Source organism: Corallococcus aberystwythensis, from assembly GCF_003612165.1.
In the GTDB taxonomy this organism is placed as follows: domain Bacteria; phylum Myxococcota; class Myxococcia; order Myxococcales; family Myxococcaceae; genus Corallococcus; species Corallococcus aberystwythensis.
On record NZ_RAWK01000110.1, the window covers coordinates 1 to 21,599 of the forward strand.

At 70.5% G+C, this 21,599-nt stretch carries 14 protein-coding genes and 2 tRNA genes; 14 read left to right on the forward strand and 2 right to left on the reverse strand.

What is annotated here, in order from left to right; translation table 11 throughout:
• Positions 1-610: hypothetical protein (locus D7W81_RS19255; protein WP_147445545.1), on the reverse strand; the 610-nt coding region annotated here is incomplete at its 3' end.
• Positions 611-999: 389 nt separating this feature from the next.
• Here D7W81_RS19255 and D7W81_RS19260 point away from each other — a divergent pair.
• Positions 1,000-1,806 carry a LytR/AlgR family response regulator transcription factor gene (locus D7W81_RS19260; RefSeq protein ID WP_244227293.1) on the forward strand — a complete coding sequence of 269 codons (807 nt, stop codon included), beginning with the start codon at positions 1,000-1,002 and terminating at the stop codon, positions 1,804-1,806.
• On the opposite strand, the gene D7W81_RS19265 is transcribed toward D7W81_RS19260, so the two are convergent.
• Positions 1,757-3,904 (reverse strand): ATP-binding protein, encoded by a 2,148-nt coding sequence (locus D7W81_RS19265; protein ID WP_120556859.1) that lies wholly within the window; start codon positions 3,902-3,904, stop codon positions 1,757-1,759. The genes D7W81_RS19260 and D7W81_RS19265 overlap by 50 nt on opposite strands.
• A gap of 197 nt (positions 3,905-4,101) precedes the next feature.
• Here D7W81_RS19265 and D7W81_RS19270 point away from each other — a divergent pair, with 197 nt between their 5' ends.
• The 13 genes from D7W81_RS19270 (at position 4,102) to rph (ending at position 21,485) form a co-directional block, all read left to right on the forward strand.
• Positions 4,102-5,997, forward strand: a complete 1,896-nt coding sequence (locus tag D7W81_RS19270) for a DUF4091 domain-containing protein (protein ID WP_244227294.1) — start codon at positions 4,102-4,104, stop codon at positions 5,995-5,997.
• Positions 5,998-6,083: 86 nt separating this feature from the next.
• Positions 6,084-7,049, forward strand: coding sequence for a phytanoyl-CoA dioxygenase family protein (locus D7W81_RS19275; protein WP_244227295.1), 966 nt, complete (start codon positions 6,084-6,086; stop codon positions 7,047-7,049).
• Positions 7,050-7,058: 9 nt separating this feature from the next.
• On the forward strand, positions 7,059-7,319 hold the full coding sequence (locus D7W81_RS19280) for a hypothetical protein (RefSeq protein WP_120556860.1): 261 nt from the start codon (positions 7,059-7,061) through the stop codon (positions 7,317-7,319).
• Between the two features lie 4 nt (positions 7,320-7,323).
• Complete coding sequence (locus tag D7W81_RS19285; RefSeq protein ID WP_120556861.1) at positions 7,324-8,100, forward strand: hypothetical protein; 777 nt, start codon at positions 7,324-7,326, stop codon at positions 8,098-8,100.
• A gap of 101 nt (positions 8,101-8,201) precedes the next feature.
• Positions 8,202-11,885 carry an AsmA family protein gene (locus D7W81_RS19290; protein ID WP_120556862.1) on the forward strand — a complete coding sequence of 1,228 codons (3,684 nt, stop codon included), beginning with the start codon at positions 8,202-8,204 and terminating at the stop codon, positions 11,883-11,885.
• Positions 11,882-12,421 (forward strand): DUF1318 domain-containing protein, encoded by a 540-nt coding sequence (locus tag D7W81_RS19295; RefSeq protein ID WP_120556863.1) that lies wholly within the window; start codon positions 11,882-11,884, stop codon positions 12,419-12,421. Before D7W81_RS19290 ends, D7W81_RS19295 begins: the two co-directional genes overlap by 4 nt.
• Positions 12,415-15,912: a hypothetical protein gene (locus tag D7W81_RS19300; protein ID WP_244227296.1), complete on the forward strand. Its 3,498-nt coding sequence runs from the start codon at positions 12,415-12,417 to the stop codon at positions 15,910-15,912. Before D7W81_RS19295 ends, D7W81_RS19300 begins: the two co-directional genes overlap by 7 nt.
• Before the next feature lie 190 nt (positions 15,913-16,102).
• A complete protein-coding gene (locus D7W81_RS19305; RefSeq protein ID WP_120556864.1) occupies positions 16,103-16,603 on the forward strand; it encodes a Spy/CpxP family protein refolding chaperone in 501 nt (166 codons plus the stop codon).
• A 113-nt stretch (positions 16,604-16,716) separates the two neighbouring features.
• Positions 16,717-16,848, forward strand: coding sequence for a hypothetical protein (locus D7W81_RS44145; RefSeq protein ID WP_279637821.1), 132 nt, complete (start codon positions 16,717-16,719; stop codon positions 16,846-16,848).
• Between the two features lie 134 nt (positions 16,849-16,982).
• A tRNA-Val gene (locus tag D7W81_RS19310) sits at positions 16,983-17,054 on the forward strand.
• A gap of 21 nt (positions 17,055-17,075) precedes the next feature.
• Positions 17,076-17,152 (forward strand) — tRNA-Asp (locus D7W81_RS19315).
• A 212-nt stretch (positions 17,153-17,364) separates the two neighbouring features.
• Entirely contained in the window at positions 17,365-18,705 is a 1,341-nt protein-coding gene (locus D7W81_RS19320) for a YncE family protein (RefSeq protein WP_120556865.1), read from the forward strand.
• Positions 18,706-18,890: 185 nt separating this feature from the next.
• Positions 18,891-21,485, forward strand: coding sequence for a rifamycin-inactivating phosphotransferase (rph, locus tag D7W81_RS19325; protein WP_120556866.1), 2,595 nt, complete (start codon positions 18,891-18,893; stop codon positions 21,483-21,485).
• The last annotated feature ends 114 nt before the right edge of the window (positions 21,486-21,599 follow it).

A 21,599-nucleotide genomic window follows, 5' to 3' on the forward strand; every position in this document is an offset into this window, starting at 1 on the left:
GGCCCGAGGTGAGCCGGCCGGCGGTCAGCGTGCGCATCCCCTGGGCCGTGGCGCCCGCGGCCCCCAATCCCGCCACCCCGCCAACGATGTTGACCAGGTCCATCGCCGTGTGGAGGTCGAACTGGAAGCTGTCCATCCGCGTCCGGTCGGCGATGCGCCACACGGACGGAAGCGCCCCCGCCGCCCCCAATGGCACGAGCAACGTCAGCGACGCGCCGCCCGTGAAGGGCGCGGCCACCACCGCCGCCGCGGACAGCGCCGTCGTCACGTTGGACAGCGCCTCCGCGAGCAGCGCCCCCTGGCTCATCTCGATGCGCACCGTGTGCGAGACGCCGTCGATGCGCAGCACGCAGTGGCCCCGGCCGTAGCCGCTCGTGGACTGGAGGATGGCGCGCACCGCCCGCTGCACGGCCTCCGCCTTGGTGCGGCCCGTGGCCTCGGAGGCTCCGCTCTGGGAAACGGTGAGGTCGGAGACGTAGTAGCGCGCCCGCTCCACTTCCGGTCGCGTCTCCCCCTCCTTCGGTGGAACCTCGGCGACCTCCAACATGAGCGGCAGCGTCTGTCCCTCGTCCCCCACGAATGAGGCGATGATGCGCTCGGAGCCTTTCAAGAACGGCTCGCGGACCGCACGCCGCTCCCCCTCGTGAAGACGCGAGGGATGTTAGCAGTGCGCCCCAGGGTCCAGGCTGCCCCCACAATGCGTCCGGCTCCTGGGGCCCCGGACACCCGTCACGCCGCCGTCACGCCTGCCATCGGAAGGTGCGCGCAATTCGCATCTTCGAGGTGAGCCGTGGAAACGACCAGACGTCAAGCCAGCGCCCCGACCCGGGCCCGTACGCGGGGAACCGGGAGAGGGGGCAGCGAGAAGGAGACAGGCCCCCGCGGGGACTCGCGGTGGTGGCGATGTGGGAGCCATTGCTCCCAAAGACCTTCACGGCCCCCGTCACCGCATTCCCCCAGATGGTCATGGAAATCCGCAGATTGAGGAGCGCGGAAAAGATGATGGCGTTTCGAGAGGAATTGTTCGAGCCCGTGCCCATCCGCGTCTGCGTGGTGGACGGCGAGTCCGACACCCGCCGGCACGTGTTGCCGCTGCTGGGCGGCGACTCCGACGTGAGCATCGTGGGGGTCCACGACACGGGAAGCTCCGCCGTGGAGGCCCTGCGGCGCGAACCCGTGGACCTCCTCTTCCTGGATACGGAGCTCGCGGACATGGACGGCTTCCAGGTCCTCCACGAGGCGGGGAGCGCCTGCGCCCGGGCCGTGGTCTTCATGGCCGCGCGGGAGGAGCACGCGCTGCGCGCCTTCGAGGCCGGCGCGCTGGACTACCTCCTCGAACCCCTGGTGCCGCAGCGCTTCGTCCAGGTGCTGGACCGCGCGAAGGAGCACGTGCGCCGCGAGCGCATCCAGCAGCTCGTGCTCCGGCTCGCGGGCCTGGTGAAGGCGCTCCCCGAGCCGTCCCGGCCCCCGCGCTACCTGGACCGGCTGGTCATCCGCGAGGTGGGCCGGGTGACGTTCCTCCCGGTGGACAACGTGGACTGGATGGCGGCGGAGGACAACTACGTCCAGGTGCACGTGGGCGGGCGCAGCCACCTGCTGCGCCAGCCCCTGCGGGAACTGGAGTCCCGGTTGGATCCGGAGCGGTTCGTGCGCATCCACCGCTCCACGCTCGTCAACCTCCAGCGGGTCCAGGAGCTGCGCCCGCTGCTCCACGGCGAGTACCAGGTCATCCTGCACGACCGCACCATGCTGAAGCTCAGCCGCGGCTACCGCGAGCGCCTGGGCCCGCTGCTGGCCCAGGGGTGAAGGGTGGCACTCCCGCCGGGGAGGACTGCTGCCGGCACCGGACCTCGGCGGCCCGCGCCTGCATGGCGTCCTCGTGCTTCCCCAGGGACAGCATGAGGGCCGCGGCCCGCGCGTAGTGCTCCGCCGCCGTTTCGGGCGGCAGCACCTGCTCGTCGGAGCGCGCGGACGCCAGCAGGTGCGGCAGCGCGCGCTCCGTCGCTCCAGCCCCCAGCCAGTGGTGCGCCAGGAGGATGGAGGGAGCACCTTCCTCCTCCAGCACCGTGGCGAGCCGGCCATGCAGCACGCGCTCCTCGCCGGGCCCCATCCCGGCCCGCACCGCCTCCATCACCAGGTCATGGCTGAAGCGCTCGCCCAGCAGGACCTGGGCCGCCTCCAGCTCCGCGAGCGCCTCGTTCCCGTCCGCCGGCTTCACCCCCAGCACCCCGGGCACGAGCGAGGTCCGGAAGAAGGCCCCCGCCAGCGCCGCGAGCCGCGCGCACTGGAGCGCCAGCGGGGACAGCCCTTCCAGACGCCGCTGGATGAGGGGGCCCACGCGGCCCGGAGGCGGCAGCCGCTGGGGCCACTCGCGGCGCAGCGAGTCCGTCTCCAGCAGGTGCTTCAGCGTCTCCACCACGTACAGCGGATTGCCGCCGGTGTAGCGCGCCAGGGCCTCCACGTGCGCCTCCGCGCCGGGCAACCCCATCCCCGCCACCATGCGCTTCACGTCGTCGTCCGTGAGCGCGTCCACCTCCACGATGCGCGCCAGCCCCGCCTCGACGAGCCCCGCCACGTTCATCCGCGCCTCGGGCGACAGCTCGCCCCGGCGATAGCAGTCGATGAAGCGCAGGCTCCGGCCGTTCTGGGGGCCCGCGTCCGCCAGCCGGGAGAACGCGAAGGTGAAGGCCCGGGCGCTGGCCGGGTCCCAGTACTGCACGTCGTCCGCGACGCTGATGTCCTCGTGTTCGTGGAGCAATTGCAGCGCCGCGACGATGGCGTCGTAGAAGCGCAGCATGCCGGCCTCGGAGGCCAGGGGCGGCAGGAGCCGCGGCTCTCCCAGCTCGGGGAGGATGCGCGACAGCTCGGTGCGCACCCAGTCCGGCAGCTTCACGTCCGGCCAGCGCCGCAGCTGCGTGCGGAAGGCGCGAGCCTGGGAGGCGAACGGCACGTCCCGGTCCCCCGCCCGCGCCTCGATGCGCCCCCAGCGTCCCTGCGTGGCCGCGAACTCCTCCGCGAGCCGCGTCTTGCCGCTGCCGGGCTCGCCGGAGATGAACAGCAGCTGCCCCGCCTCCCAGCCGGCCTCCAGCTGCCGCCACGCGGCGTCCCGGCCCACCAGCACCGGCGGACGCAGCACGGACAGGGGCAGCGCGGAGCGCGTGCCTGGAAGCGGGCGGGCGCGCGGCGTGGCCTGCTCGACCTCCCGCACCAGGGCGAGCGTCTCCGGCATGGGGGTGACGCCCAGCTCCCGGTCCAGGACGTCGCGCAGGTGTTCGAAGGCCGCGAGCGCGGCGCCCCGGTCGCCCTGCAGGTAGTGCAGGCGGATGAGGTGGCGGCCGGCCTGCTCGGATTCAGGCTCCTGCCGCACCCACGTCCGCGCGAGCCCCAGTGCGGCGGTCCAGTCCCCCGCGGAGGTGAGCTGGGCGATGCGGGCCTCACGCGCTTCACGCACCCAGCCCTCGACCCCGGCGCGCGCACCGTCCAGCCAGCGCGCCAGCTCCGGGCAGTCATCGAAGTCGAAGCCCGCCAGCAGCGTGCCGCCCTCGGCGCCGACGGCCTCCAGCGCCTCCGCGTGGGCGCGGGCCTCCGCGGCGGCCTTGAGGGACGCGGCGTCCACGGCCGGAGGCGACACCAGGGCCAGCCGTTCGGTGTCGCCCTCCACCAGGGCCTCGTCCCCCGTCGCGAGCCGCAGGCGGCGCAGCAACTGCCGCAGGTTGCTGCGCACCGTGGTGGGAGGCGAATCCAGCCACAGGAGCGAGGCGAGCGCGAACTTGGGCGAAGGCCCCTGCAATGCCAGCCATGCCAGCAGCGCCGCGGTGCGCCGCTCCAATCGCACCCGTTGCCCTTCGGGCCCGCACAGCTGCGCCAGCCCCAGGACCTGCACCCGCCATTCCCTGCCTGCCACCAGAAGTCTCCCCAGGCTTCGCGCCGTCGTTCGAACGGCGCACCTTACTCGACCAGGCGTGGAAGCAGCCCATCGCGGCGCGCATGTCTGGCCATGGCGCCGTCCCCCGGCATCCGAGCCAGGGAGCGCTGGTGGGCCTGGATGACGGGACAGCCGGGAGGCTGTAGCCGCGCACGGCACATGCACATCCATTCCTCATGTGGACACTTCAACAGTGCGTCCTCGGGTGGCTGTCGTTGTCCGTGGCCTGGCCGGCGCTCGCGGCGGACCCAGCGGTGTGGGGCGAAGGGATGATGGTGAAGGTCCTTCCCGACAGAACCGCGCCAGGAAGCAGCACCGAGGTACGACTCACCGCCGCGCGCAATGAGTTCGCCTCCTTCCAGGTGGCGTTGCATGGCGGTGACGTGGGTCTGCGGGGCGTGCGTGCCCGCCTGCCCTCACTGGAGGGCCCCGTGACGCTGACGGGGCCGGACGTGACCCTGTACCGGCAGGCCTATCTCAACATCCGGCAGGCCTCCGAGCCCGGGCAGCCGCTGGGCCGATGGCCGGACGCGCTGGTGCCGGACACGGATGAGCTCACCCGGGAGCAGCGCAACGCCTTCCCCTTCGACGTGCCCGCGCGCGAGGCGCGAGCCATCTGGGTGGACGTGCACGTGCCCCACGACGCGCCGCCGGGCGAATACGTGGGCACGGTGATGGTGGAGGCGGAGGGCGGCTTCCAGCGGCAGGTGACCGCGAGGCTGACGGTGGTGGACGCGGTGATGCCGGGCACGTCCTCGCTGGCCTCGGCGTTCTCGCTGTTGCCGGAGCAGGTGTGCCGCGCGCACCTGGGCCGCGATGACTGCTCGCCCGCGGAGCTGCGGCCGTTGCTCTTGCGCTACCAGCAGCTGTCGCTGGAGCACCGCCTCACGCAGCCCCGGCTCTACCTGAACGGGTCCGGGCCCCAGGCCTGGAGCGAGTTCGACGCGACGTGGGGGCCCAGCCTGGAGGGCACCGCGCCCACGCGGCTGACCGGCGCGCGGATGACGAGCGTGGAATACACGGGCCCCCTCACCGCTGGCAGCCTGGCGGACTTCACCGCGCACATGCGGGAGCGCGGCTGGCTGGACCGCGCCCATGCGCGGATTGGCGACGAGCCGCTCGACTGGGGCTCCTTCCAGCGGGTGCACGCCGCCGGGACGTTGGTGCGCCAGGCCGCGCCCGGCCTTCGCACCATGCTGACGACCAACGCCCTCCAGCTGAAGCTCAACGGGCTGGAGCCCCTCGTGGACATCGCGGTGCCGCTGGTGAACCACCGCGATGGCCCACCTCCGGACTACATGGGCTACCAGAGCCCGAGCTACGCGGAGTTCCTGTCGCGGCCTGGAACAGAGGTGTGGATGTATCAGAGCTGCGCGAGCCACGGCTGCGCGCCCGACACCTCCATGCCGCAGAACCAGCCGGGGGGCGGCTGGCCGTCATACATGGTGGACCTCCCCTCGACGAAGGCCCGCGCGATGGAGTGGCTGTCCTTCCTCATCGGCTGCAAGGGCGAGCTGTACTACGAGACAGGGGCCCAGCTCCCCACGGCATGGACAGACCAGTTCAACTACGGGGGCAACGGGGACGGCACGCTGTTCTACCCGGGCACGCCCGAGGTCATTGGCGGGCTGACGCACGTGCCGGTGGCGTCCCTGCGCCTGAAGCTCATCCGCCAGGGCATGCAGGACTATGAATGGCTCAAGGCGGTGAGCGACGCGGGGGACCCGGGCTTCGCGCGACAGGTGGCACTCCAGCTGCTTCCCTCCACATGGCAGGTGCCGGACGACGGCGCCGCGTTCGATGCGGCGCGGCTGCGGCTCGTCCAGCGCTACCAGGAGCTGACCGGAGGCAACCCGCTCGCGCCGCGCATGGGCGGGGAACCAGAACCGGAACCGGAACCGGAGCCGGTGGCGTCACCGGCCCGGAGCGTACCGGCGGCGCCGGCCACGGCGGGCGGCTGCGGTGCGGGCCTGGCAGCTCCGGAAGCGGCGACAGGAGCGCTGCTGTGGGCGGCCTGGGCGCTGCGCGGAGCACACCGGGCGCGGAGGCGGTTGCCTGACGGGAGGCCTTGAGGGGTGGAGGGTGTCCAGCGGTCCGCATGCAGGGCGCCCTCGCGGGTCATGGATGGCGGGTCACAGGGTTTGAGATGGGAAGTCCCATGAAAGAGGCCCAGGTCCTTCGCAAGGGTTTTGCCCTGCGGCAGTTGGTGGAGCGTCTGTCCCTGGTGGAGGACCCCGGCTTCTGGCGCCGGCTCCAGCCCGAAGCGCCCATCACGGAGCATCCCTGGAAGGCATGGGAAGACCTCCCAGCCCCGGGGCGCCCGGAGGGGGCGAGCGAGCTGGCGGCCCGGTTGCGGCAGGAGGGGTACTTCCAGACGGAGCCCCTGGTCCCCGAGGCGATGATCCGTCAGATGCGCTCCTGCATCGAAGCGGTGCGCAAAGCGGGCTTCCCGCCCATGTTCGCGCTCGTCTACGACGTGTTCTACCAGGCGCTCGCGCATGCCCGGCCCACGCTGGAGGCGATGCTGGGGCCGGACTTCCAGCTCGTGCCCAACTTCTGGGTCTACTACGTGGAGACGAAGGACGACGGGAAGGGCTTCGAGCCGCACCGGGACGCGGAATACCCAGACACCATCGGCGTGGATGGCATGCCCACGGTCCTCACGGTCTGGGTGGCCCTGACGGATGCCACGCCCCTCAACTCCTGCATCTACGTGGTCCCCATCCACCGCGATCCGCAGTACCCTGAGGCGCTCCGCGACCTGCGCACGGGAGGCCAGCGCATCGCCCTGGAGGACATCCGCGCGCTGCCCACGCAGGCGGGCACGGTCTCCTGCTGGAACCAATACATCTACCATTGGGGAAGCCGGAGCAGTCAGCGCGCCCGGACGCCCCGCATCAGCTACGCGCTCTACTGCCAGCGCGGGGATGTGACGGCCGTGGACGACGTGCGCCTGGACCCGCGAGGCCCCATTGGCTTCGGCACCCGCGTGGCGCTCATCTGCCGCAGCCTCTACCGGTACTCCCACCTGAGCATCCAGGAGAACGAGGACGCCACGCCGCTACTGGACTTCATGGCGCGCAATGGCGTGTCCCCGCCGGCACGCCCGGGGTTCCTGGCCTAGACTCCAGGCATGAACCTCGTTCGAGGCATCGCCCTTCTCACGAGTGCGCTGTCGCTGCTGTCCGGCTGCGTGACGACCGACACGTCGAAGCTCACGCCGGACTGCCGCGACCAGTACGACTCCTGCGTCAACGGTTGCAGGTCGCGCGGCCAGCCCGCCTCGCGGCAGCCGCCAGACTCCGCACAGGGCCAGGCCGAGGGCCGCACTCCCGACACCCAGACTCCCGCCTGTATCGACCTGTGCAACCAGCGGGCGAAGGCCTGCACCTGAGCCCATGGCCCCGGAACGCTACGAGACCCTGGATGGCTCGACGCCGGACGTCACCCCGCTGGCGGCGGAGGTCGGGCTCAAGCAACCCTTGAGCGCCTTCACCCTGCTGGAAGGAGGCGACGTCTTCGAGTCACGCGCAGGCCGTCCTCCCGCGGAAGGTCCCGCGAAGGCCCGCGCCTATGTGAGCGCGAAGCTGGAGCTCAAGCCGTACGGCGCCCCGGCGGCGCAGGTGAAGCGGGTGCAGGAGGAGATCGCACGGCAGCTGGCCGGGAACCTCCAGCTCATCGCCCGGATGGAGGCCGCGCGGCCCCTGACGCTGGAGCTGATTCCGCCCGGGCACACGCTGGCGAAGTACGGCTATCCCCGCGCGGTGTCGCCCCAGGCGGCGGGCCTCTTCTGGGACCATCCGGACTGGCCCCGGGCCCGCATCGCCCTGCGGCAGGACCGGATGGAGTCGGAGCAGTACCTCGTCTTCCACGAGATGGCGCACGCCATCCAGGGGCTGGCCTTCACGAAGAAGGAGAGCGAGCTCATCTACCGCACGATGCTCCGCACGTACCGCAGCCGCGCGGCGGTGGACGAGGTCTTCGCCATCTACAGCGAGCGCGAGTTCGTCACCGGCGTCTCCGAGCACGACCTGCGCGCCCCCGGCGTGTACGGCATGGCCCGCCAGCGCTGGAACGAGGAGCACCTGTTCACCCGCTTCGTGCGCAACCTGTATTTCCCCCACAAGCCCCTGGCGGGCGGCACCGCGGGAATGACTTCGTCCAGCTTCGGTTGAAGCGGCGCCCGGGCGCCTGGCCCGCGCGAGGCGTCCTCGGATTGAAGCCCGATTCCGCCGCATGGTAGGAGGAGGCTGGCCGGTCGCCTCGACGGAACATCATGGACTCCCCCGGTGCTGGACGGCCTCGTCGTCGCTTGAAGCGAATCATCGCGGGCGCGTTCCTGATCACTCTCGCGACGTTCGTGCTCCTGCTGGTCGCGGTCGTGACCGCGTTGCACCACCTGGACCACCCCTGGCTGAAGCCGCGCATCCTCTCCGAGGTGGAAGCCGCCACGAGCATCCGGCTGGACTACCGGACGGCGCGGATCGACGTGCTCTCGGGGCTGCGCCTGGAAGACCTGGTGGTGCGGACCCCGCCGCCGTTCCAGGCCATCGCGCCCGAGCTGCTGCGCGTCGGCACGCTGGAGGCGTCGTGGTCGCCCGGGGCCCTGTTGAACGGGCCGGTCCGGGTGGAGCGCGTGGTGGTGCGGGACGCGACCGTCGTCCTGGTCGCGGATGACCAGGGGACCACCTCCCTCACGAACCTGAGCGGACCGCCGGAGCCCGAACCGCTTGATGAAGCGTCCCCCGGCATCTCCCGGCAGGTCGCGGACCTCTTCGCCGCTCCGTTCCCCGTCGCGAGCATCACGCTGTCGGGCGTGTCGCTGACGTACCTCCGGGTCCAGGGCAGCGCGGTGGTGGACCGCTGGTCGCTGCGAGGACTGGAGGCCGGAATCGAAGCGAAGCCCCAGGACAAGGGCTGGAAGCTCCTGGTGGACCTGGGCCAGACAGGGAAGCCCCTGGCCCTGACGCTGAACCGTGAAGGCCCCGCCGTTCCTGCCGCGGAAGCCCTGCTGGAGCTGGCCCTGTCGGTGGAAGCGAACGCGGAAGCCGCGCGCGTGAAGGTGGATCTGGACGTCGCGCGGCAGACCTTCGATCCCCGCTTCACGCTCCGCTCGCTCCTGCACGGCGCGGTGACGGCGAAGTTCAACGTGACAAAGCAACACACCACCGTGGAGCTGGACCGCACGCAGCTGACCGACAGCGCCGAGGTGCAGGCCCAGCTGGTGCTGCCCGATGCGGCGGAGGTCCCGCCCGTCCTGACGCGAGCCCTGGCGGACGTGGACCTGGGCCGGCTGTCGCGATGGATCCCCGCGGACCTGCTCCCGTTCACGCTCAAGAGCGGCAAGGTGCACCTGGAGGCCCAGGAGGTCACGCTCAGCGACATGCCCCAGCTGGGAGCGAAGGGCCGGGTCGGGCTGGACGTCGACGTCGCGCAGCTCCTCTTCGTGCAGGACGCGCTCCGGGTGGCGCTCGGCGACGGACGCGTCTCGCTGACGGCGACTCCGGATGTGCCCCAGGGACTGGCCGCCCGGCTTACGTTCGCGCTCCAGGGGCTCGACGTTGGAGGCCCCACCCCGCTCCGTGTTCCCAAGGCCTCTGGCGAGCTGACGGGGCGCCAGCTGCGGCCCGACCTCGGCTCGCCCTTCAGGGTCGCGGGAGACGCGGCCCTGTCGGCCAAACTCGATGCATTGGACGTCCGCGCCTCTGGGCTCCGTGCGACAGCGGAGCGCCTGGGCCTCAACCTCCAGGTGCCGTTGACGGCCAAGGCCCCCTTCGCGCTGAAGGCGGACCTGCCGGTGGAGTCGCTCCGGGTCGTCTCCGCGGAGGGCCGGGAGCTGCTGAAGGGCCCCGCGCGCGTGCAGCTCCACGTGACGGACGCCTTCCCCACGATGGAGGAGCCCCCGCTCAGCAAGGCCCGCGCACGGCTGGAGCTGGACGTGGGCACGCTGCACGCGTTGCTGGACGCCACGAAGGGCACCGACGACGTGGCGTACGCGCTGGACGTCCAGACGCCGGACCTCGTCGCCGCCCGCCCCTTCATTCCGGATGACGTCGCCACCCGGTTCCCCTGGAAGCACCTGGCCGTGACGCTGGCCTCCAAAGGCAGACTGACGGCCCTCTTCGCGCCCTCGCCGCGCGTGGATCACCAGACGGAGCTGCGCCTGCAACGGCCAGGCTGGGACGACGTGTCCGCCGCCAGCGCCGCGCTCGTGCTGAAGTCGAAGGGAGACGCGTGGAAGCATCAAGGCGCTCTGGACCTGAAGGTCGAAGGGTTGCGCATCGGCGAGACCGACGCGGGCACGCAACACCAGACGCTGACGTTCGACGTGGACCGCCGCAAGCTCGCGCTCCAGCTGGGGCTCAACGGGCAGGCAGGGCTGAAGGTCGCCGCCGACGCGGCGCTCGCGTTCAACCCGAAGGCCCGCGCGCTCCGCATGGACGTGAAGGGTGACTTCCCGCCCCTGGGCCCCCTGTCGCCGCTGCTGGCGAAGGCACGAGTCCCTCCGGAAGTGGACCTGTCCAAGCTCGCGATGAACGGCGAGCTGCACGGCACGCTGACCGGCCTCATCACGCACCTGGGCCCTGACGGGACCTTCCGTCTGGCCGCCATGCCCCCGCGCGCCGCCAGCTTCGAGGGCAAGGCCCAGGTGAACCTGATTGGCGTGCGCTGGAAGCATCCGGAGCAGAGCATCAACGTCCCCACCCTGCGCTGGCAGGGCGAGTCGCACGCCAATGGCTCCCAGCGCACCGTCCGCACGACGCTCGCGGCGGAGAAGCTCACCGTGAGCATGAACGAGCGCCGGCTGACGTTCGCGGACCTCTCCAGCGACAGCACCGCCACCTTCACCGACCAGTGGGAGAAGGGGGACATCGAGCTGAAACAGCTCGTGAAGGTCCGCTCGCTCGAAATGAAGCCGGCGCTGCCCTACCCCGTCCAGGACGTGGAGGCGTCGTTCTCCGTCCTGCGCAAGCCCACCGGCGTCATCCGCATCCCGGACCTGCGGCTGTCCAATGGAGGCACGCGGACGCAGCTGAAGGTCCAGGGGCGGCTCGACCTGAGCAACGACCAGCAGCGCATGGGGCTGCGAGGTTCGCTGGAGCAGGACCTGGCGCACCTGGCGCGGCCGGGGCAGCTGGAGGGCAGCGGCAAGGCCACGGTGGACTTCCTGGTGGCGTCGCCGGACCTGACCGTGTTCCGCACCTTCTCCAGCCTCAAGCTCCAGGACGTGAATGTGCGGCTGCCCGAAGCCGGCATCGTCGTGGAGGCGCTCAACGGCGACGTGCCGCTGACGGAGAACGTGGAGGTCTCCCAGGACGGAGTGCGGCTCCTGAACGACCTGGAGGTCAATCCGTATTCAATGCTGCGCTTCGCGGATCAGCACCCGCTGCTCACGCGCAGCGGCTTCATGTCCGCCGAGCGCATCACCACGCCGTGGGTGACCATCGCGCCGCTGGCGGGCAACCTGTCCATCAACCAGAACGTGTTCTCCATGAGCCAGCTGGAGATGGGCGTCCGCGGCGGGCGCATCACCGGCCAGTGCATGCTGGACTATCAGGGCAAGCGCTCCACGCTGGAGGCCCACGTGCGGGCGACGGGCGTGAAGTCCTCCCGAGGCGAGCCCTTCGACGGCAACGCCGCCATGGTCATCTCCGCCAGGGACCGCAGCATCAACGGGCGCGCGGAGATCCTGCGCATCGGCAACCGCCACCTGCTGGACCTGCTCGACGTGGAGGACCCGCGCCACGCCGACCCCGCCACCAACCGCGTCCGCTACGCGTTGAGCCTGGGGTATCCGGAGCACGTGCGCGTGAGCTTCAAGCAGGGCTTCGGCAGCCTGCTCATCACCATGGGCGGGCTGGCCCGGCTGGTCAGCATCGATGAAATCCGGGGCATCCCCCTGGGCCCCATCGTCGACCGCCTCATCACCACCATGTTCCCTCCGGAGGCTCTGCCATGACACGTCGTGGGTTGCTGCTCCTGGCCGCCCTCGCGGCTCCCGGCTGCATCAGCGCGCCGGAGATCGTCATGGTGGACCGCGCGACGGCGCTTGAAGAACAGGCCGCGGGCTCATTCAAGGACGTGGAGCAGCGGCTCGCGCGAGCGGGCATGAACCCCACGCCGGTGCCGCTGACGCCCAACCAGCTGGAGGACCTGGGCATCCAGCCGCCGCCGCTGGTGGAGAACCTGGGCAAGACGCAGGCGGACCGCGTGGACGACCTGGTGCGGCGCCACTGCGTGGGCGAGGGCAAGGACGGGCTCTTGGTCGTCACCCGGAAGCAGTGCACGGCCGGGCGCGTGTCCGCGGACGACGCCGCCCTGGTGGAGCGGGTGAACCGGGCCCGGCGCCAGCTGTGGCAGTGGATGCGGACCGTGCGCCCCGGCGTGCCGGAAGCGACGCTGCGCCAGAACTGGCGCCTGGCGCACGCGGAAGGCGTCGTCTGCGGCGGCTGGGTGGAGGCCGAGGACGGCACCTGGGGAGAGAAGAAGTGCTGACGCCCAAGGGCCCCTGGCTGCTGGCCCTGGCCGTCCTCCTCGCGAGCGTCGCCCGGGCCCAGGACGACGAAAACGACGGAGGCATGCGCCTGCCCGAGCGGCTCACCGTGGGCATGGGGGACCAGTTCCTGGGGCAGCTGGCGCCCGATGAGAACTCGCTCGTGTTCGTGTCCAACCGGGACATCGCGACGGAGATCTTCATCCAGGACCTGGAGAAGGGCCGCGAGCGCCGCCTCTTCGACGAGGGCGCGGACGTGACGTGGCCGCGCATCAGTCCCAATGGCAAGCAGCTGCTCTACATCTCGTTCCGCACCCAGGCCGGCGGACAGCTCTGCGTGCGGGACCTGCCAGAGGCCAAGGAGCGCCGCTGCCTGGAGGAGGAGACCAGCGCGCTGCAGGCGGAGTGGATCGACGACGCGCACATCGCGCTGGTGAGCCGCGCGACCATCCAGGGCGACCTGCGGCTGTCCAAGGTCGCGCTGGGGGACCCGTGGCACGTGACGCCCCTGCTCGAGCGCAACCTGACCAGCCCCACGATCTCCCCGGATGGCCGCTGGCTGGTGTACGTCCCCGTCGAGCGCTCCGTGCGGGAGGTGGGCCCGGGCTTCGCCGCGAGGGCCGCGCCACACCTGGAGGCCCTGCGGTTGGATGTCCCCGGCGCGGCGCCCGTCCCGCTGACGCTCGACATCCCGGGACAGACGGGGCAGCCGGTGTTCGCGCGCGACGGACGCTCGCTGTACGTGGTGCAGTTCTTCACCGACTCCAACGGGGACGGGGTGATTGACGCGAGCGACAGCGGGGTGCTGTTCCGCGTGCCCTTCGCCCTTGAACGCGACGACGCGCCCGCCCAGGCCTCCGCCTCCAGCCCGGACCAGCTGACGAGCCAGTCGTGGAGCTGCGAGTACCCGGCCCCCACCGCCGCGTCGCTCATCGCGACCTGCTCACGAGGCCAGTCGCTGGACGTGTATCAACTGCCGCTGGATGGCCAGGTGCCCGGCGAGTGGGACGTGCCCCGCCTCAACGAGGAGCTGGGCATGGTGGGCCGGCGCGCGGATCAGCTCATCCTCTACCGGCAGCGCCTGCTGCGCGAGGCCCGGCCCAAGCCCCGCCGGTTGTTGATGATGCGCCTGAGCCAGCTCCACCTGGCCTACGGAGACTTCGACGCCGCGGACTTCTACGCCCGCCACATGCAGTCGGTGAGCGACCCCGCCACCGCGGGCCTGTCGGAGCCGTTGCGGCTGCTCATCGCCCACCGGAAGGCCCTGAAGGAACGCGACCGGGGCCGCATGGTGGACGAACTGGGCGAGGCCGAACGCCAACGCATGGCCGCCCTGGACCCCGCTGGCGCCCCCAGCCCGCCCTCCGCCGTGTATCAACACGTGGTGCGCAGCGAGCTGGCGCAGTCCTCCGGCGACTTCACGCTCGCGAAACAGGAACTGGAAGCGGCGCTGCTGACGGACACCACGCCGCGCGCGGTGCTGGAGGCCTGGTACGAACAGGCGGACGCGCTGTACCGCGAGCTCGACGACCGGGACGCCTTGGTCGCCGCGGGCCGTCAGCTCTCCCAGAACAAGGTCTTCAAGGCGGATGATCAGCTCGACTTCGCGCGAGCCGCCGTCCGCTCCCTGTACCGGGGGCGCGCCTACGAGGAAGCGGACGCGGCCATGGCCCAGGCGTTCGCGGCGGAGCCCGCCGGGACCCCGTATGCGTTCGCCCTGGAGCTGGGCCGTCACGTCAATGCGTTGCACGAGGAGCGCCCTCCCCGCCCCGTCCGGGACGCCCTGGTCGCGTTCTACCGCCAGCAGCAGGACCCGCTCCGCCGCCGCATGGTGGTGCAGGACGCCGCCGAGCGCGCGGCGAGCCTGGGTGCCGACGGCGTGATGGAGGCCCTGGCGACGCTCTACGTGGACGACGCCCCGGCGGGGACCGAGGAGCGCCGCCGGGCGGAGCGGCTGTTCCGCCGCGCGCTGATGGGCCGCGCCTACCGCCGCATGGGGCGGGACCGGATGGACGAAGCCCGCGCCGACTTCGACCTGGTGACGCGGCGGACGGGCTCGCTGGAGAGCGCGGTCGAGTCCATGAGCCTGCGCCTGCGCGCCGGTGTCGCCCCGGAGGTGGTGATGAAGGAGGTCACCACCGACGTTCCGGGCAAGGCGAAGTCGCTCTCGCACTTCGTGAAGGCCTATGTGACGACGCGCCGGCTGTCCAAGCTGGATGACGACGCTCACGCCCAGGCGGTGAAGACCGGCCTCGCGGAGCTGCGCGCGGCGTGGCAGGAGCTCAAGAACCAGCGCGAGGTGCAGGCCCTCATGGGGGCCATCCACCACGAGGACTTCCTGCGCGGCCGGGCCCCCGCCGCCGCCGAGCGCGCGAACCGGCACTACCTGGTCGCCCTGGATCTGGTGCGCAACAACGCGCGCTACAAGGCCATGATTCTCGGCGCGCTGGGACTGCTCCACACGCAGGTGGGCAACTACCACATCGCCCTGGGCTACCTGGATGAACGGGACAAGCTGCCCTACGCGGACAGCGCGGCGGGGCTCTCGGTGGCCCTGGCCCGTGCCCGGGCGCTCCTGCACGTCAACCGCGAGGCGGAGGCCGCTCAGTCCGCGGAGAAGGCCCTGGCCATGGTGGAGGCCGCGCCGAAGCTGGCCGCCCGGTTCACCCCGTTGGTCACGGACCGCGCGGCGCTCTACAACCTGGCAGCGGGCCGGTTCGAGCAGGCCCTGGCGCTCTACGACCGCGCGCTGCCCGGCATCGAAGCGGGCCCTCGCGACGAAGAAGGCCTGCGCAACCGGCTGGTGACGCGGCTGGCTCGCTGCGCCGCGGCGCTGGGCGCGGACAAGCCCCAGCGTGCGCTGGAGGACCTGGAGCAGGTGGACCGGGACCTGGCGACGCCCGCCGTGCAGGCCACGCTGAAGCAGGCACACGCCACGCCCCGGTTCGTCCAGCGCGCGTATCGCATCATCGCCGCGGGCCTGCGCGCCAACGCGGAGATCCGGCTCGGGCGCATGGACGCCGCGGCCCGCGCGCTGGAGCAGCGGCGCGCGTTGTTCCTGGAGCAGTTCGACGAATCGGACCGCGACGAGGACATCCGCGCGGTGACGCTCGCGGAGCTGCGGCTGGCCGAGAACGCCGTGGACCGCCGCGACCCGGCGCAGGCGGCCCGATGGTTGGGGAAGGCGCTGGAGCACGCGGACTCGCTGATGGCGCGAACCCACGCGCCCGTGGATGCCGGCCAACTGGACGTGCTCTGGTTCGCCGCGCAGCTGCAATCCGAGGACACGGCGCGGATGCCTTTCGACGTGCCCCAGCGGATGCTCCAGGCAAGGCGCACGCTCATCGAGCAGCGTGACCCGGCCTGGCGAACCTATCTGGCGTGGTTCAACATCTACCTGGCGCTCAGCGGCAATGATGGCTCCATCCCGGCCGTCAACGAGAAACAAAGCCAGACGCAGGAAGCCCGGACCGAGGCCGAACACATTCGGTAACGCGCCGGACATTTTCGCGGAACATGGCGGGAGCACCTTGCACCGTGTCAGCCCGGAAGCCCCGGGCCTGGGCGGCACGGGACTCCGTGGGGGACAAACCCCTCCCAGTCGGTCCCTCACGGTGTCCACGTGCCATCAGGCTCACGGCTTCCGGGTGCGGTCTTCACGCGCAAGCTGGAGGTACGTCACCATGAAGCGCCATCTGTTCACGCTGGGCCTGCTGTTCGCCGTTCCCGCCTTCGCCGGATCCACGACCACACCCCCCACGCAGGACGCGTCCCAGGGCGCGCGCCGCCCGCCCCCGTTCGAGCGCAAGTCGCCGGTCCAGGTGCTCATCGACCACCGCCAGGACCTGGCCCTCACCGACGCCCAGGCCGCGAGCCTGGAGCGGATCCAAACGGCGCTCGACGCGAAGAACGCGCCCGTGAAGCAGTCCCTGGAGGCCCTGCGTCCCTCCACGCCGCCAGAGCGCGGCACCCAGGGCACGCCATCCGCCCAGGAACAGGCGAACCACGAGCAGGCCCGCGGCCTCTTCGAACAGCTCCGCACGAACGGCATGGCGGCGTACCAGGAAGCGGAGCAGGTGTTGACGGACGCCCAGAAGACCCAGGCCCGCACGATGCTGGAGTCGGAGCGGCGCTCCCACGGCCCGGGCCACGGCGGCCGGGGCGGTCCTCCCCGGGGTGAATAGCCCTCCACCGCCAGTCCGGCCGCCCGTCCGCCAGGAAGGCCGGAGACCCGGCGGTTGGACTGTCGTTTCCTGAAAGTCACGAACTCCCCGTCAGGATGTCAGAGGGTCTCCGTATGTTGAGGGGTATGGAGGCGATGATGCAGACGGTGTTGGTGTTCGTGCCGGTGGCCCTGCTGGTGGGCGCCGTGGTGATGATTCCCCGCTCCCGCCGCCGCGTGCGGCGGTGGAAGGTGCGGGCCGGGTAGGCGGATCCGCGGTCGTCGGATCCGCCCCTTTCCGAGGGAGCGCAGCGGATTGCGCGGGCCTCGAAAACAGATGCTTGACGGGGGCGGAGGGGGACGGTACAAGCCGCCTCACTGAATCACGGCGGGGCCGCGCAGGGCGGATAGCTCAGCGGTAGAGCGGCGCCCTTACAAGGCGATGGTCACAGGTTCAATCCCTGTTCCGCCCATATAGACTTTGCAGGGTTTGTGGGGAGTTAGTTCAGTTGGTTAGAACGCCGGCCTGTCACGCCGGAGGCCACGGGTTCAAGTCCCGTACTCCTCGCCACTAGAGAGGCCCGGAACCGAAAGGTTCCGGGCCTTTCGCTTTTCTAGGCCCCCCTCCCTCCCTGGCTCCCGGTCCAATGGCGAGCAGGCAGCCGTCAGGGTCTAGAGTCCCGCCCGTCACTGCCGAAGACTCAAACCCGATGAACGCAGGGGGCGTGGTCCCAAGGGCCACGGAACAACATGAGCATGAAGCTTGCCACTCGATGGGCTTGGATGCTGGTCACGTGCGCGTGGCTGGCGGCGTGTCAGGGGACGTCCCCGGAGGGCCAGCCGGACTCCGAAACCATCCGCATGGAGATCTCCCTCACGGGCGATGTCTGCGGAGTCAGCTCGGCCAACGCGATCATCCTGGCGGAGGACATGTCGCCCCTGGGTCCCGTGCCGCTCCAGGTGACGGAGACGGTCATCCAGGGCCGCATCTCCCAGGTCCCGGTAGGGACGGACCGGACGGTGCGGGTGGACGCGTTCAACGCTTCCGGCCGGCTGGTGTACTCGGGGAGCACCCTGGTGGATGTGGTGGCCGGCAGCGTCACCTCGGCCAACGTCGTCCTGCGCCGTGACCCCGTGAACTGCCCCAGCACGCCGGGCACCGGTGACATCGACATCATCGGGTCGCTGGAGACGGGCGAGCCGTCCAGCGACGGCGGCACGTCCGACGGCGGCTCGGCCTCGGATGGGGGCATCGTCCTGGAAGGTTCGCAGCTCGCCTTCAACCTGGACGACGCTGCCCTGACCAGCGGGGGCATCATCCACTTCTTCGACCGCACCGCCGACCGGGTCCACCGGCTCGACGTGGCGAACCGCCGCTTCCTGAGCCCCTACGCGGGCACGGCGGACGCCGTGTCCATGGCGGTGGCTCCGGACGGGACCACCACGTACCTGGCCTACACCGGCGGGCGCGTCGACGCGTTCTCGAACGATGGCACCACCCGCTTCTTCGCCGCGGCGCCGGAGACGGTCTCCAGCATGGTGGTGGCCGGCAACTACCTGTTCACCGTCGACGGTTCTGGGGCGTGGGATTCGCACTCGCTCTACCAGCGGTCCACCGGTGCGCGCGTCGCCACGGCCGAGTGGCGCTACTCCGCTCGCGCGATCGTGTTCTCGCCGGTGAACAAGCGCGTCTACCTGCTCAACTCCGGCGTCTCCCCGACGGACGTGACGATGGTGGACGTGGACCCCGTGGCGGGCACGATGGGCGCCGAGCGGGACTCGCCGTACCACGGTAACTACAGCCTGCCCAACCCCCTCCGGCTCCTGCCCGACGAGTCAGGCGTCATGGTGGGCAGCGGCCTGTTCTTCAACGCCGCCGACCTCACCTACCGCACCAGCATGGGCCTGTCGTTCGTGGACGTCGCCTTCCACAACGGGCGCTACTACCTCATCGACACCGTGGGGGACACGACGCAGCTCCGAGTGCTGAGCAGCACCTTCGACATCCTCTCGGCCAGCTACCACCCCGGGCGCGCGAAGCGGGTGTTCGTGCACAACGGCGAACTGGTGCTCGTGACAGAGGTGAGCACGGGCCAGCTCCAGGTGCGCATCCTCGCGCCGTAGCCGCGAGAATCCGAAACACAGGGGTGTAATACACCGTCTTGAGAAGGGCCCGAAATCGAAAGTTTCGGGCCCTTTGCTTTTGCATCCAGACGCCTCCTGCCGTGCATGCCCAAGCGAGAGCCGGTGCACTTCACTCCATGGTCAGGCATACAGTGCCGCTCCTTTCGCGCGAGGGCGGTGAGCGTATGGACTGCTATGTCTTGGGTTTCCAGGAGATTGACCAGACACAGGTCGCGATGGTGGGCGGCAAGGGCGCGCATCTGGGGGAGCTATCTCGGATTGAAGGCATCCGCGTGCCGGCTGGCTTTTGCGTCACGACGGACGCCTTCCAGCGCCTCCTCTCGGAAGCGCCGTCGTTCAACGAGCAGCTCCTTCAGCTGTCACGCCTGAAGCTGGACGACCGGGAAGGGATTCGCGCGCTCAGCGCGGAGCTCCGCCGGATCCTCGAAGCGGCCGTCATCCCTGACGACCTGGCGGCGGCAATTACCGGCGCGCACGCCCGGCTCGGCGAGCAAGCCGCCTACGCAGTCCGCTCGAGCGCGACGGCGGAGGACCTGCCGACGGCCTCCTTCGCGGGCCAGCAGGACACGTACCTCAACGTCGTGGGGCCGGCGGCGATCCTCCAGCACGTCAGCCGGTGCTGGGCCTCGCTCTTCACCGAGCGGGCCGTGACCTACCGCCTGCGCAACGGCTTCGACCACCGGAAGGTCCGCATGGCCGTGGTCGTGCAGCGGATGGTCTTCCCACAGGCGGCCGGCATCCTGTTCACGGCCGACCCCGTCACCTTCCACCGGAAGGTCGCCTCCGTGGAGGCCAGCTTCGGACTTGGCGAAGCGCTGGTTTCCGGCCGGGTGAACGCGGACGTCTACAAGGTGCGGGACGGCGAGGTCATCGCCAGGACGGTCGGCACCAAGCAGCTTGCCATCCACGCCTCACCGGCAGGTGGGACGCAGGAACGGCACATCGAGCCGGAGCAGCAGCGGCAGCCCGCGCTGACGGATGCGCAGGTCGTGCGGCTCGTGCAGCTGGGCCGGCGGATCGAAGCGCACTTCGGCCGCCCCCAGGACATCGAGTGGTGCCTGGCCGACGATGACTTCCACATCGTCCAGAGCCGGCCCATCACCACGCTGTTCCCCATCCCCGTGGCCGGAGACCCGGAGAACCACGTCTACATCTCCGTCGGTCATCAGCAGATGATGACCGACGCCATGAAGCCCCTGGGGCTCTCCCTGTTCCAGCTGATCGCCTTCCGGCCGATGTACGAGGCCGGCGGGAGGTTGTTCGTCGACGTCACCCAGAACCTGGCTTCGCCAGCGAGCCGCGAGGGGCTCCTGGGGCTCATCGGGAGATCCGATCCGCTGATTGGAGACGCGCTGCGGACCCTCGTCGGCCGCGGCGACTTCATCCCGTCACGCCCGGACGAGGTGCCCCGCGGAGCACCGGCTGGCGGCGCGCCGGCTCCGCTCGAGACCGATCCGGCCATCGTCAACGAGCTGATCGGGCGCAGCGAGGCCTCCCTCGCGGTCTTGAAGCGCGACATCCAGACGAAGTCCGGACCGGCGCTGCTCGACTTCATCCTCGCGGACCTCCAGGAGCTGAAGCGGCTCTTGTTCGATCCGCGCAGCCATCAGGTGATCATGGCGGGGATGGAGGCCACCTGGTGGCTCAACGATCAACTACAGGCGTGGCTGGGCGAGAAGAACGCGGCCGATACGCTCGCGCAGTCCGTCCCCCACAACGTCACGTCGGAGATGGGCCTGGCGCTCCTGGACGTCGCGGATGTCATCCGCCCGCATCCGGACGTGGTGGCTTTTCTGCAGGACGTCAGGGACGAAGGCTTCCTGGACCAGCTGCCCAGGCTCGCGGGCGGGCGGGAAGCGCGGGACGCCATCCGGGCCTACCTCGACAAGTACGGCATGCGCTGCGTCGGCGAGATCGACATCACGAAGCCGCGCTGGAGCGAACGCCCCACCACGCTCGTGCCCCTCATCCTCGGCAACATCAAGAACTTCGAGCCGGGCGCCAGCAAGCGGCGCTTCGAGCAAGGGCTGCAAGAGGCCCGGAAGAAGGAGCAGGAGCTTCTGGAGCGCCTGCGAGCCTTGCCTGAGGGGGAGCTGAAGGCCGAAGAGGCCAAGCGGATGATCGACCGGATCCGGACCTTCATCGGCTACCGGGAGTATCCGAAGTACGGGAAGATCAACCGCTACTTCGTCTACAAGCAGGCCTTGATGCAGGAAGCCGGGCGCCTCGTGCAGGCCCACGTGCTTCGCGAGAAGGAAGACATCTTCTTCCTCACGTTCCAGGAGCTCCACGACGTCGTGCGCACGAACCAGGCGGATGAAACACTCCTCCGCCAGCGCAAGGAGACGTTCCAATCGCATCAAGCGCTCACGCCGCCCCGGGTGCTCACCTCGGATGGGGAGGTCATCACCGGGACGTACCGGCGCGAGGATCTGCCGGCGGGTGCGCTGGTCGGCCTGGCGGTCTCCGCCGGGATCATCGAGGGGCGCGCCCGCGTCATCCTGGACATGGCGGAGGCCAACCTCGAAGCAGGTGACATCCTGGTCACCGCCTATACCGACCCCAGCTGGACGCCGCTGTTCGTGTCCATCAAGGGACTGGTGACGGAGGTCGGAGGCCTGATGACCCACGGTGCGGTGATTGCTCGGGAGTACGGCCTGCCTGCCGTCGTGGGAGTGGAGCAGGCCACCCGGAGGATCCGCGATGGGCAGCGGATCCGCGTGCACGGAACAGAGGGCTACATCGAGCTTTTGTCCTAGCGGAGGAAGTGCCGCGGCGGGCGAAGCAGGCCTGACCCATGGCCTGCCCGGTCGCCCGCCGGGCTTCGGGGCGGCGGGCGTTGACACGGACGCACTCCAGGCGGGAAACAGGTG

Coding starts and splice junctions, on each gene's coding strand:
- D7W81_RS19260 (WP_244227293.1), top strand. CDS start 1,000: ATGATGGCGTTTCGAGAGGAATTGTTCGAGCCCGTGCCCATCCGCGTC.
- D7W81_RS19270 (WP_244227294.1), top strand. CDS start 4,102: ATGTGGACACTTCAACAGTGCGTCCTCGGGTGGCTGTCGTTGTCCGTG.
- D7W81_RS19275 (WP_244227295.1), top strand. CDS start 6,084: ATGAAAGAGGCCCAGGTCCTTCGCAAGGGTTTTGCCCTGCGGCAGTTG.
- D7W81_RS19280 (WP_120556860.1), top strand. CDS start 7,059: ATGAACCTCGTTCGAGGCATCGCCCTTCTCACGAGTGCGCTGTCGCTG.
- D7W81_RS19285 (WP_120556861.1), top strand. CDS start 7,324: ATGGCCCCGGAACGCTACGAGACCCTGGATGGCTCGACGCCGGACGTC.
- D7W81_RS19290 (WP_120556862.1), top strand. CDS start 8,202: ATGGACTCCCCCGGTGCTGGACGGCCTCGTCGTCGCTTGAAGCGAATC.
- D7W81_RS19295 (WP_120556863.1), top strand. CDS start 11,882: ATGACACGTCGTGGGTTGCTGCTCCTGGCCGCCCTCGCGGCTCCCGGC.
- D7W81_RS19305 (WP_120556864.1), top strand. CDS start 16,103: ATGAAGCGCCATCTGTTCACGCTGGGCCTGCTGTTCGCCGTTCCCGCC.
- D7W81_RS44145 (WP_279637821.1), top strand. CDS start 16,717: ATGTTGAGGGGTATGGAGGCGATGATGCAGACGGTGTTGGTGTTCGTG.
- D7W81_RS19320 (WP_120556865.1), top strand. CDS start 17,365: ATGCTGGTCACGTGCGCGTGGCTGGCGGCGTGTCAGGGGACGTCCCCG.
- rph (WP_120556866.1), top strand. CDS start 18,891: ATGGACTGCTATGTCTTGGGTTTCCAGGAGATTGACCAGACACAGGTC.